Annotated in this window: 12 protein-coding genes; 6 read left to right on the forward strand and 6 right to left on the reverse strand. The window is 64.3% G+C overall.

The features are described 5' to 3' along the window. The first annotated feature begins 13 nt into the window (after positions 1-13). From speB (AC2FM3_RS12645) to AC2FM3_RS12655, 3 genes are all read left to right on the forward strand, one after another. Complete coding sequence (gene speB / locus AC2FM3_RS12645; protein WP_496682319.1) at positions 14-991, forward strand: agmatinase; 978 nt, start codon at positions 14-16, stop codon at positions 989-991. A gap of 69 nt (positions 992-1,060) precedes the next feature. Further along, positions 1,061-2,008: an agmatinase gene (speB, locus tag AC2FM3_RS12650; protein ID WP_496682321.1), complete on the forward strand. Its 948-nt coding sequence runs from the start codon at positions 1,061-1,063 to the stop codon at positions 2,006-2,008. 66 nt (positions 2,009-2,074) lie between these two features. Further along, entirely contained in the window at positions 2,075-2,482 is a 408-nt protein-coding gene (locus tag AC2FM3_RS12655; RefSeq protein ID WP_496682323.1) for a DUF1499 domain-containing protein, read from the forward strand. On the opposite strand, the gene AC2FM3_RS12660 is transcribed toward AC2FM3_RS12655, so the two are convergent. Then, entirely contained in the window at positions 2,408-2,710 is a 303-nt protein-coding gene (locus tag AC2FM3_RS12660; RefSeq protein WP_496682326.1) for a hypothetical protein, read from the reverse strand. The two genes, AC2FM3_RS12655 and AC2FM3_RS12660, sit on opposite strands and share 75 nt — an antisense overlap. A gap of 62 nt (positions 2,711-2,772) precedes the next feature. On the opposite strand from AC2FM3_RS12660, the gene prfA reads away from it, so the two are divergent. The 3 genes from prfA to AC2FM3_RS12675 all read left to right on the forward strand — a co-directional run bounded on the left by prfA (position 2,773) and on the right by AC2FM3_RS12675 (position 5,490). Then, positions 2,773-3,828: a peptide chain release factor 1 gene (gene prfA / locus AC2FM3_RS12665; RefSeq protein WP_496682328.1), complete on the forward strand. Its 1,056-nt coding sequence runs from the start codon at positions 2,773-2,775 to the stop codon at positions 3,826-3,828. Continuing rightward, positions 3,825-4,670 (forward strand): peptide chain release factor N(5)-glutamine methyltransferase, encoded by an 846-nt coding sequence (gene prmC, locus AC2FM3_RS12670; RefSeq protein ID WP_496682331.1) that lies wholly within the window; start codon positions 3,825-3,827, stop codon positions 4,668-4,670. Before prfA ends, prmC begins: the two co-directional genes overlap by 4 nt. 241 nt (positions 4,671-4,911) lie before the next feature. Beyond that, a complete protein-coding gene (locus AC2FM3_RS12675) occupies positions 4,912-5,490 on the forward strand; it encodes a DUF4167 domain-containing protein (RefSeq protein ID WP_496682333.1) in 579 nt (192 codons plus the stop codon). A 67-nt stretch (positions 5,491-5,557) separates the two neighbouring features. Here AC2FM3_RS12675 and rsmA read toward each other — a convergent pair whose 3' ends face one another. From rsmA to lptG, 5 genes are all read right to left on the reverse strand, one after another. Next, the gene (gene rsmA, locus AC2FM3_RS12680) at positions 5,558-6,400 is read right to left on the reverse strand and encodes a 16S rRNA (adenine(1518)-N(6)/adenine(1519)-N(6))-dimethyltransferase RsmA (RefSeq protein ID WP_496682335.1); all 843 of its coding nucleotides are present in this window, start codon (positions 6,398-6,400) and stop codon (positions 5,558-5,560) included. An 84-nt stretch (positions 6,401-6,484) separates the two neighbouring features. Next, the gene (gene pdxA, locus AC2FM3_RS12685) at positions 6,485-7,450 is read right to left on the reverse strand and encodes a 4-hydroxythreonine-4-phosphate dehydrogenase PdxA (protein WP_496682338.1); all 966 of its coding nucleotides are present in this window, start codon (positions 7,448-7,450) and stop codon (positions 6,485-6,487) included. Next, entirely contained in the window at positions 7,447-8,700 is a 1,254-nt protein-coding gene (locus AC2FM3_RS12690; protein WP_496682342.1) for a peptidylprolyl isomerase, read from the reverse strand. The genes pdxA and AC2FM3_RS12690 overlap by 4 nt, the downstream gene beginning before the upstream one ends. After that, positions 8,691-10,847 carry an LPS-assembly protein LptD gene (locus AC2FM3_RS12695; RefSeq protein ID WP_496682345.1) on the reverse strand — a complete coding sequence of 719 codons (2,157 nt, stop codon included), beginning with the start codon at positions 10,845-10,847 and terminating at the stop codon, positions 8,691-8,693. Before AC2FM3_RS12695 ends, AC2FM3_RS12690 begins: the two co-directional genes overlap by 10 nt. Further along, the coding region (lptG, locus tag AC2FM3_RS12700) for an LPS export ABC transporter permease LptG (protein WP_496682347.1) at positions 10,847-11,877 on the reverse strand (1,031 nt) is incomplete at its 5' end. The genes AC2FM3_RS12695 and lptG, both read right to left, overlap by 1 nt.

The raw sequence follows: 11,877 nt of genomic DNA on the forward strand, positions 1-11,877 counted from the left end.
GATACGGGCCAAAATGGCATTGGAAGACGCGAAAAATCAGGTCGATGAGGCCTTTACCAACCCCGACCTGAAGGGGTTGAGCTATGAAAACACCTTTGGCGGGGCCACGTCCTTTCTGCGGCGGCTGTACACCAAGGATCTGACCGGCGCCGATATCGCAGTGACCGGCGTGCCGTTCGATCAGGCGGTGACCAACCGCCCCGGCACCCGTCTGGGCCCGCGCGCGATCCGCGAGGCCAGCGCCCTGCAATCGCCCGATGCGCCCTATGGTTGGCCTTTCGATGCGCTCAGCGAGCTGGCGATCATCGACTATGGCGACATGGCCTATGACTATGCCAACATTCCCGCCTTTCCCAACACGTTGACCGACCATATCCGCACCATTCTGGCGGCGGATGTGGCCTCGGTCACGCTGGGGGGCGACCACTATATCAGTTTTCCGATCCTTAAGGCCTATGCCGAGAAATACGGTCCGATGTCGCTGTTGCAGTTCGACGCCCATACCGACACCTGGGCCGATGACGACATGAGCCGGGTGGACCACGGCACCATGTTCTACAAGGCGGTGAAGTCAGGGATCGTGGACCCGAAACGCTCGGTCCAGGTGGGGATCCGCACCACCAACGAGGATACGCTGGGCGTCAACATCATCGACGCGCGCGAGGTCTATGAATCCGGACCAGCCGCCGTTGCGCAGAAGATCAAGGGTATCCTGGGCGACAGCCCGGTCTATCTGAGCTTTGACATCGACGGATTGGACCCGGCCTTTGCCCCTGGCACCGGCACCCCGGTCTGGGGTGGGCTCAGTTCGATCCAGGCGCAGATCATCCTGCGCGACATCGCCGGGATCAACATCAAGGGGGGCGACGTGGTCGAGGTGTCTCCGCCGTTTGACACGTCCGGCGCCACAGCGATCGCGGGGGCGCATGTGGCGACCCAGATCGTGTGCCTGCTGGGATGGAACAAACTGGCGAAAGACGGGCGGCTTTAACCATTGGTTGGCCATGGTTTTGCTATGGCCGGTATAAGGTGAACCAACGGGACAGGGGGCGCAGACGCCATGAGCCAATTCAACCAACCCATCAGCGGCAATGATCTGGCGCGGTTTTCCGGGCCCAACACCTTCATGCGGTTGCCCGCGGCCGATAGACTGGCGGGGCTGGACGTGGCTGTGCTGGGCGTGCCGATGGATATTGGAACCTCGTGGCGGTCGGGCACCCGGTTCGGCCCCAAGCAGATCCGCGCCGAAAGCGCGATGATCCGGCCCTACAACATGGCCACGCTGGCCGCGCCTTTCGACAGCTTCCAGATCGCCGATATCGGAGATCTGGCGATCAACACATTCTCGCTGGCCGACAGCCTGCGGATTATCAAGGCAAGCTATGACGCGATCCTGGCGCAGGGGGTGACCCCGGTGGCGATGGGGGGCGATCATTCGATCACTCTGCCGATCCTGCGGGCCGTTGCCGCCAAACACGGCCCCGTTGCTCTGGTGCATGTGGACGCCCATGCCGACATCAATGACGAGATGTTCGGCGAGCGCGAGACCCACGGAACGGTATTCCGCCGCGCGTATGAAGAGGGGCTGATCGTGCCCGACAAGACCTTTCAGGTCGGCATTCGGGGGTCGGGCTATGCGGCCAGCGATTTCACCGAGGCGCGCGAATGGGGGTTCCGCCAGTTTCCTGCGTGGGAGTTGTGGCAACAGAATCTGACCGAGATCGGTGCGCAGATCCGCAAGACGGTGGGCGATCACCCGGTCTATATCTCGTTCGACATCGACAGCCTGGATCCGGCCTACGCCCCCGGCACCGGCACGCCCGAGATCGGCGGCCTGACCACGCCGCAGGCGCTGCAGTTGATACACGCGCTGGGGGGTATGAACGTGGTGGGCTGCGACCTGGTCGAGGTCTCTCCGCCCTATGATCCGTCGGGCAACACCGCGCTGACGGCGGCAAACCTGCTGTTCGAGCTGCTGTGTATCCTGCCCGGCGTGACGTTACGGTAGGCGAGGCCGGCAGGTCTTGCCCCGTACCGGCGGGCGGTTAGGGTTCTGCCGGAGGGTCTGAATGGAATGAAACGCATGGTTTTTTGGTTGGTCGTCGCAGCGGTTGTCGCGCTTGGCCTCTATGTGCGGCTGGCACCGTCCGATCCCGCGCGCTGGCATGTGCCGGTCGTGGCCGAGGCAGATCGTGACCTGCCCGGAGGCGTGATCCGCGTGGTGCAGACCGGACCGGACGGCCTCGCGCGGCTGGACAAGGAGGCGCGGGCGACGCCGCGCACGACGGTGCTGGCCGGATCGGTGGATGAGGGCCTGATCACCTATGTGACCCGCAGCCGGGTGTTCGGCTTTCCCGACTACACCACTGCCCAGCAGGACGGCGACACGCTGCGCATCTATGGACGGTTACGATTTGGCCGACGGGATTTCGACGTCAATCGCACCCGGGTCGACGGTTGGCTGGCGGCTGTGCAGTCCTGAAGACAGGCACCCCTCGGACACCTCGCGCCACATCGGCACGTTCAGCGACATCTGGCACTGGGCCATGAACATCCGGCCATCGACCTGCAGGCAGACCATCTCGCCCAGTTCGACCCGCGCACCGGATGTGTCGGTGCAATAGCAATCCTGCACCTTGCCACCGGGGCCGATGACATCGGCCAGACCGGGCGTTGCGCAGACGATCAGCAGGGCAATGATCCGTTTCATGGGCATAGCTTAGCACAAGCCGGGGCCTTGACCAAAGCCGTCGGATGATAGACACCGCCCCAATGATCCCCGAAGAACGTCTTGAACAGATCACCCAGCGATTCCAGTACCTCGAAGCGGCCATGTCCGATGGCGCCTCGGGTGGGGATATCGCGGCTTTGGCCAAGGAATATTCCGACCTCAAGCCGGTGGTCGAACAGATTGCAGCTTGGCGCCAGTTGCGGGCCGATCTGGCCGAGGCCGAGGCGATGCTGGACGACCCCGACATGAAAGAGCTGGCCGAGGAGGAGATCCCGCAGCTCAAGGCGCGCATCCCCGAGGCCGAGCACGCGCTGCAACTGGCGTTGCTGCCCAAGGACGCGGCCGATGCGAGGCCGGCGATGCTGGAGATCCGCCCCGGCACCGGCGGCGACGAGGCGGCTCTGTTTGCGGGCGACCTGCTGCGGATGTATCAGCGCTATGCCGAGGCGCGTGGCTGGCAGTTCGAGATCATCGAAGAACAGCAGACCGAACTGGGCGGCATCAAGGAAGTGGTGGCCCATATCAAGGGCGACAACGTCTTTGCCCGGCTGAAATACGAGTCCGGCGTGCACCGCGTTCAACGCGTTCCCGAAACCGAGAGCGGCGGTCGGATTCACACCTCGGCGGCGACGGTGGCGGTTCTGCCCGAGGCCGAGGACGTGGACATCCAGATCGACCCGAACGACCTGCGCATCGACACGATGCGCAGTTCGGGCGCGGGTGGGCAGCACGTGAACACCACCGACTCGGCGGTACGGATCACCCACCTGCCGACCGGGATCGTGGTTACGAGTTCCGAGAAATCGCAGCACCGCAACCGCGAGATCGCCATGCAGGTGCTCAAGACGCGTCTCTATGACCTCGAGCGTCAGCGGATCGACAGTGAACGCTCGGCCGACCGGGCCAGCCAGGTAGGGTCGGGCGACCGCTCCGAGCGCATCCGTACATATAATTTCCCGCAGGGCCGGATGACAGATCACCGGATCAACCTGACGCTCTACAAGCTGGACCAGGTGATGCAGGGTGATCTGGACGAGGTGATCGACGCGCTGACGGCCGACGATCAGGCGCGCCTGTTTGCGGAGATGGCGCAATGATCGCGGCGCTGACAGCGGCACAGGCCATGGTGGCCGCCACCGCGCGCCTGCGGGCGGCCGGTGTGGACGACCCAGCGCGGGACGCCCGGGTCCTGCTGGCCCATGCCGCCCGGATCGAGGCCAGCCGCGTGACCCTGATCGCACCCGAAGAGCTCTCGCCCGAGATCGCCGAACGCTATGAGCAACTGGTGTCGCTGCGCGCGATCCGGGTTCCGGTTTCCCATCTGCTGGGCGAGCGCGAATTCTACGGCCGACGCTTCCGCGTCAGCCGCGACGTGCTGGACCCGCGCCCCGAGACCGAAGCGCTGATCGAAGCGGCCCTGAGCCAGCCGTTTGACCGCGTGCTGGATCTGGGCGTCGGCTCGGGCTGCATCCTGATCACCCTGCTGGCGGAACGCACCAGCGCAACCGGGCTGGGCGTCGATCTGAGCGAGGCCGCCTGTCTGCAGGCCAGCGCCAATGCGGTGGTCCATAGGGTGCAGGATCGGGCAGAGATCCTGCGCTCGGACTGGTTTGAAAACATTGGCGGGTATTTCGACCTGATCGTTTCCAATCCGCCCTATATAGCGCTCGATGAGATGGACGGTTTGGCGCCCGAAGTGCGCGAGCACGAACCGCGTCTGGCCTTGACGGATGAAGCGGACGGGCTGGACGCCTATCGCCGGATTGCGGCGGGCGCCCCTGATCACCTGATGCCCGGTGGACGACTTCTGGTGGAAATCGGCCCGACACAGGCGCAGGCGGTCAGCGCGTTGTTCGACGCGGCGGGGTTGGTGGATATCCGCGTGATCCCCGATCTGGATGGACGCGACCGGGTTGTTGGCGCCAAAATGCCGGACTAGCCGTGGATTCTGAGGCCGATTTACGCCGGTCGCGGTAAAAAAACCCGGCATTTTGAACTTTAACCCCTTGTCTGCGCCGTCAGGACATGTTTACTCGGGTTAGTCAGCGCGGTTGACGCCCTTTCGGCGCACCCCTGACGCCAAGCCCAAAAACGTCGACAGTCCCGCAAAGGCACAAGCCACAGAGCAGCGCAGACTTCGGGCGGATCGACAGTGCAAGACAAGGCTGACGTACAGTAAGATGAGATCCTCCAAATCCCGCTCGCGGGCAAAGAACAACCGCAATCGCCCCTCTGGTGGCAACGTCGTTAACCGGGTTTTCGACAGCTCGGGACCCGAGGGAAAGGTGCGCGGCACGCCGCAGCAGATCATTGACAAGTACAACCAGCTGGCGCGCGATGCACAGCTGGCCAATGACCGCGTGGCTGCCGAAAACTTTCAACAACATGCCGAGCACTATCTGCGTATGCTGAGCGAAGCGCAGCGTGAGATGGAAGCACGCCGCGAGGAGCAGGAGCGGCAGAACCGCGAGCGGCAGGCCGAACGTGACCGTGAACGGGCCGAGCGGCAGGAGCGGGAAGCTGCGCGCCGGGCGGATCCGGCCGAAGCGCCGCAGCCGGATGTGTTGGATTTGGATAGCGATGCGGATTCGCCTGAATCCGGGCTGGTTGAAACTCCAGAGAGCAAGGGCGGTACAGCCGACGCGTCTGAGCCGAAGGAAAAGCCCGCGCGCCGTCCGCGCGGTCGCAAACACAAGGTGGCGCCGGCCGAAACCGAGCCACCTGTGCAAGGAGGCGATGCGCCTGAAGCGGCTGAATAGTCGGCCGGACTTGCGCCAACGAACAGGCCCCGGGCATCTGCGCCGGGGCTTTTTCTTGGTCAGACTGTCAGGCTTTCCGCAATTCCTGTGCCAGCGCACAGAAGGCTTCGAGCGAGACTTGCTCGGCACGATCAGTCGGCTTGATGCCTGCGGCTGTCAGGCGGTCCTCGATATCGGGGGCCAGCCCCTTGAGCGCCGCGCGCAGCATCTTGCGGCGCTGATTGAACGCAGCGGCCACGACGCGTGACAGGGTGTCGGCATCCGCCGGAAAGCGTGGTTCGGGAAGGGCGGTCAAGTGGACCACGGCGCTGCTGACCTTGGGCGGCGGCGTGAACGCACCGGGGGGCAGGGACATGGCAATGCGCGCCTCAGCCCGCCACTGGGCCAGGATCGCAAGTCGGCCATAGGCCTTGGTGCCGGGCTGCGCCACGATGCGTTCGGCCACCTCGCGCTGGAACATCAGGGTCAGGCTTTGCCAGAAGGGTGGCCATTCCGGCGGGGTCAGCCAGCGCACCAGCAGTTCGGTCCCGACATTGTAGGGCAGATTGGCCGCCACGCGGATGGGCGGCGTCAGGTGTTCAGTTGGATCGATTTCGAGAGCGTCACCATTGATGACGTCAAGCCGCCCGGGATAAGCAGCAGCGATTTCCTGAAGCGCGGCGATGCAGCGGGTGTCTTTTTCCACCGCCACCACCTTTCGCGCACCTTCGGCCAGCAAACCGCGGGTCAGGCCTCCGGGGCCGGGGCCGATCTCCAGCACGTCGCATTGGCTCAGGTCGCCGGCCTGCCGGGCGATCTTGGCGGTCAGGTTGAGATCGAGCAGGAAGTTCTGGCCCAGCGACTTGCGGGCCGAGAGCTGGTGCTTGGCGATGACCTCGCGCAGCGGGGGGAGGGTGTCGATTGCGCTCATGATCCGGTTACCGTGGCGCGAGGTGCAGGCGGTGCGCCAGACATTTATTGCCTCCGGCGGGGATATTTGGGGCCAGATGAAGGATCAAGTGCTTTGTGCCATGCGTTGGGCGAGTTTCAGCGCCTCGATCAAGCTGGTGGGGTTGGCGACGCCTTTCCCGGCGATGTCGAGCGCGGTGCCATGGTCGGGCGAGGTGCGGATGAAGGGCAGGCCCAGGGTCACGTTCACGCCACGGTCGAAATCGAGCGTCTTGATCGGGATCAGCGCCTGATCGTGATACATGGCGATCGCGGCATCGTATTGGGCGCGTGCGGCGGCGTGGAACATCGTGTCGGCGGGGTGCGGGCCGGTGACGGTGTAGCAGTCGGGCGCAAGATCGGATAGCAGGGGCGCGATCCAGTCCAGTTCCTCGCGACCCATCTTGCCACCCTCGCCGGCATGGGGGTTGAGTCCGGTCACCGCGATGCGAGGATGTGGGATGCCGAATTGGCGACGCAGTCCATCGGCGGTGATCGCGATCGTGTCGCGCAGCAGGTCGGGCGTGAGCCGCGAGGGCACCTGCGACAGCGGGATGTGGATCGTGGCGGGCACCACGCGGAGTTGGTCGCTGGCCAGCATCATCACTACGCGGGAGCGGCCTGCGAGCGCCGCCAGAAACTCGGTATGTCCTGGGTAAGCGAAATCGGCGCCGTCGATCAGGGCCTTCTTGTGGATCGGTGCCGTGCAGAGGGCCGAGGCCGCGCCCGATTGCACCAGCGACACGCCGGTTTCGATAGCATCGATCACCGAGGGCGCATTGGCCGGATCGGGGCAGCCGGGCAGGTTGGGGGCGGGAAAAGCCAGCGGCAACACCGGCAGCGCCTCTGCGCAGATGTCAGCCACTTGGGCGGGGTCTGTGATTTTGGTCGTGGGGATATCGTCCGGCAGGTGGTCGGGATCGCCGATGTAGAAGAACGGGCAGCTGTCGCGCAACGCGGCCCAGGCCTTGGCGGCGATTTCCGGACCGATGCCCGAGGGCTCGCCGCAGCTGAGCGCGATGGGCGCGGTCATTGCTCGATGATCGTGGCGTCGGCGCGCAGTTGTTCCAGAAGGCTGTCGGCAAAGGCTTGCAGCCGCTGTTGGGTCAGCGCGTTGGCCACGTCCTCGCGCGAGGTGTCTTCGCCCAGGTCGCGGGTGCGGCCGCACAGCATGAGGAACACCAGCGTCTGGCCATTGTTGCGGGTCAGCGTGGAGGACACTTCGTTCGGGTCGAGCTTGGCGAGTTCGACCGCGAAATCGCGCGGAATCTCCGACGGGCTGGCCTCAACGCGGTCGAGCACTTCGGGCGGTTGACCCTTGGCGATGCCGTACAGGTCGTCGCAAGTGTCGACGGTTTCCTTGAGCTCGGCCGCGCGTTTCAAGGTTTCGGGGCTGAGGCCGCCGGGAAGATAATAGGCGGCGTAGTCGATCTTGGAGTACCGCGGCGCTCCGGTTGCGACCTCGCGCAGGCCGCGCAACTGGAACAGGGCGACGGCATTCGGCAGCGTCAGCGGAGGGGTCACTTCACCGGTCTTGAGGCCCAGTATCACGGGCTGCAGGACCGGCGGCAGATTGGAGATATTCAGCCAATCGAGGCGCCCGCCGTTCTCGCGCGTCGGGGCGGCCGAATATTGCGTGGCCGCGGCCGAGAAAGCGTCGATGGTCTTGACCTGAGCGATCTCGTCTGCCAGCGCCTCGGCCTGGGCAAGGGTCTGGGGGGTGACGGGAATGATGATTTCCGACAGCAGGACCTGAAGCCCGCCGCCACCGGACTGGCCCATGGCGCGGTTGATCTCGTCGGGTGTGGGCCGGGCCTGAGAAATGAAGCGCGAACTGACATAGTCGCGCCAAGCCAATTGATTGCCGACATAGTCTCGCACGGTTTCGGGGTCGACCCCCGAGTCGGTCAGCGCCTGCAGGAACTGGTCGGGCGCCAACTGGCCGCGAGCGGCGAATTCATCGATCGCAAGCTGGATATCCTCGGGGGTGGGCTGAATGCCGGCTTCGCGCATGGCCTGCTTGCGCAGCCGCTCGTCGATCAGGGCCTTGCGGACCTCGGGCTCTGAACTGCCGGGAATGCCCAGGACCTCGAGGAACCGCTGCCGCTGTTCCAGTTCGTACCAGGTAATGATGTCCTGGTTGACCCGGATGGCGGGGGCGAACAGGCTTTGGGCCGGGGCCTGATGCGGCAGCGCCGAGATCAGGGCCGCTGCCAGCAGGGGCGCCGCCGATTTCAGAAAACCGGAACGAAGAAAGGTGGAGATAGCTGAAATCAACTGCATTGTCTCTTGTACTTTTTGCCCCCGCCTTCGACGGCGTATCCTGTCAGTGCAACGGTAAAGCCGAATTCCGTCGTGGGCTCAATAGTCGATGACGACGTATATCGCCGGCTGACGGACATGTTTACCTGCACGCATTCGTTTTCATAGGTCAGGCCCAAGCCAAATCTGAGCGGCTCGGATTCGGCCAGATCATAGCGGGCCAGCGCGCGCGTCCGCCAGTTTTCGTTCAAACGGTGGAGCGCCGTCAACCGAATTTCGGAAATCTCGTCATCGAGGTTCTCGGCCGGGTCGGGCTCCTGCCAGATGTAGCTGCCCGATAAAGAGGTGCTGTTGCCCTTCCAGTCACCGCGCAATTCGGCCTTGGTAAAGCTGAAATCCCCATCCAGCAGGGCGCGCCCCGCCAGCGAGAGGTTGTTGGCGGTCTTGATCTGACCGGCCAGGAGAAGGTCCGAGGACGTGCCTTGCAGCCCCGAGGTCAGGGTGAAGTTCGGATCAGCATCGGCGCGGAAAACCTGTCCGATCGTGGCCAGGGCCTGCCAGCCGCCGGCCGCATAGCGGGCCCAGTTGACGCCGATCACGGCGGTTGTTGAATCCTCTCGCCGATCGGGGGCCGGGAACCGGGACATCGACAGCAGGTTGCCCTGGTCGAACTCCTGAAAAGTGCTTTCGTCGTTGGGCACGTTCGTGTCGGACACGTGGGTCCAGCCGATCTGGGCGATAGGTTCCAGGAATTGCGTCGCCCCCGAGGATTCGCGCCGAGTCATGGGATAGCGTAGGGTCAGCGCCGCCCGCGGGGTCGCGCGGCTGAGCTGATCTGGATAGGCGCTGTCGTTGCGGATGTCGAACGTATCGACCGATGCGCCCATCTCGACATCGGCGCGCAGGCCGGTTGCGAAGGTCCAACTGCGCAGCCATTCGGCGTCGAAACTCGCGCGGGCGACGTCGCGGCCGGTGATGTCGGCGTCGCTGGTGCGGGTATGGGAGTGGGTTTCGAAACCCAACCGGACTTCACCGCCCAGAGTGGTCGGGAAATAGCGCTTTTCGTAGAACAGGTCGAACACGCGCGAAGGGATTTCGTCCTGATTCTCGCTGTCGCGCAAGGTCTTGTAGTGAATGAAGCTGGTACGGAACGCGGTGTCGCGCTTGATCCGTTCCAGCGCGAGTTCGCTGCGCAGTCGGTCATAGTCGGGCAGGCCGTAATCGGCCAAATAGCCGTCATCTGACGCGGCCTGGATGTCGAAGGTCAGGCGGAAATCGTTCCTGAGGTTGAACCATCCGGACCCGAACAGATATCCGCGGCCTTCTCCCGGCAGGATGTCGTCGCGGGTATAGGCCCCCTCGAACGAAATGCGTCCGCGTTTGAACGCCTGCCGATAGCGCAGGCCCAGCGTGCGGGTCTTGGAAGACACATAGGGCGTGACGGTCAGGTCGCGATGGTCGCCGAGCTTGAAGAAATACGGGACCTGAACCCCGGTTCCCAGCTGCGACGTCGTTCTGATGGATGGCACCAAGAACCCGGTTGCCCTGTCCAGCGTGGGGTCGGGCAGGCGCAGGGTGGGGAAATAGAATACCGGCACGTCCATCACGCGGAACTGTGCGCCTTCGAAATAAAGCTGCCGTTCCACCTGGTCGTGGATCACTTTGCGTGCGCGGATCTGCCACAGCGGCGGACGACCATCGGCGCAAACGTAGCACGAGGTCGCTGAGACCTTGCTGAACTGCGTGTAGCGTCCAGCGGCGCGGGTCGCCTGAACGGCGGCGATCTGGACTTGCTGGTCAAAGACCATGCGGGCGCCGGTCAGCAGCCCGTTGCGCAGACCGTCATCCAACTCGGCCGAATCGGCCAGAACGGTGGCCTGTCCACCTTGGTCGATGCGGATCGGACCCTCCAGCGTCAGGCCGCCCGTCTCGCGGTCATAGGTAATGCGCTGCGCGGTCAGCCGGACATCGCCTTGGAAGGCCTCGACATTGCCTTCCGCGACCAGCTTTCCATCGGCGGTGACGAATACCTTGTCGGCCACCAGCAGGGCGGGCGGGTCCTGCTGTTGCCGTGTGGCGGTGTCGGGTTGGCTGGGCTGCGCGGTGGCGAGCCAAGGGGTGCCCGCGGCCAGCGCAGCCGTCAGCAGCAAGGTCGCGAGCCGGCGCATCAGCCATCCTCCACATGCAAAAGCAGGCCAAGCGACAACAGGATGGCGGCAAAGGGCGGCGCCCAGGCCGCGAGGTAGATCGGCAATTGTCCGTTTTCTCCGAGGATCTGTGCGAAGTTGCGGATGAAATAGATGGCGAAGCCCAGCAGAACGGCGCTGAGAACCGCGATGCCGGTGCCCCCGAACCGGACATGGCGCATGGTAAACGCCGCCCCAATCAGGACCATCGAAACCAAAAACAGCGGACGCGCGAGCTGAACATGCATCCAGACCTCGTATTGCTTGGTCGAAAAGCCGGCCTCGCGCAGATCGCGGATCAGTTGCGGCAGGTCATAGACCGAAACGGAATCCCGCTGGCCCAACGTGTCGAGGATGCGATCGCGGGTCAGCGTCGTGGCCAGCCTGAGGGTCTGGTGTTTGGTCGCCTGGGTTTCGGGATTTTCGCCGTCGGCCAGCGACCAGTCTTTGGCGTCGCGCAGAACCCAGTTGCCGTCCTCTAGCATGGCGCGGCGGGCGACGATCTGGCGGTTTGGAATACCCTCGGGGCCGAAGGTGATGATCGTCACGTCGCGCAACTCGAGGGTTTCGCCGCTTGTGGTGCTGCGCGCGTTGATCACCGACTGTCCCTGAGCTGATCCCTGGCGCAGCCACAGGCCGTCGCGGCTGATCGAAAGGGTCGAACTGCCGCCGTTCTTGTAGAGGTCTGACATGTTGCGGTATTTTTCCGACGTGGCCGCCGCGATCGGATTCAGGAAGGCCACGGCGAGACAGCCGACCAACAGCGCCACCGTGGCCGGTGCGGCCAGCGCACGGATGCCCGACCGACCGATGGCGCGGGTCACTACCAGTTCGGAACTGCGCGCCAGTCCGACGAACAGCGCGATGGTGGACAGGATCATCAGCAGGGGCAGCATTTCCGAGATCGCCGCCGGCGTGTTCAGCAGCGTCAGTTGCAGCAACTGGCCGAAGGACAGATTGACGTCACCAAAGCGCCGGAGCTGTTCGATCAGGTCGATCAGGATCATCAAGG

It is taken from the genome of Ruegeria sp. BHSB172 (assembly GCF_059613165.1).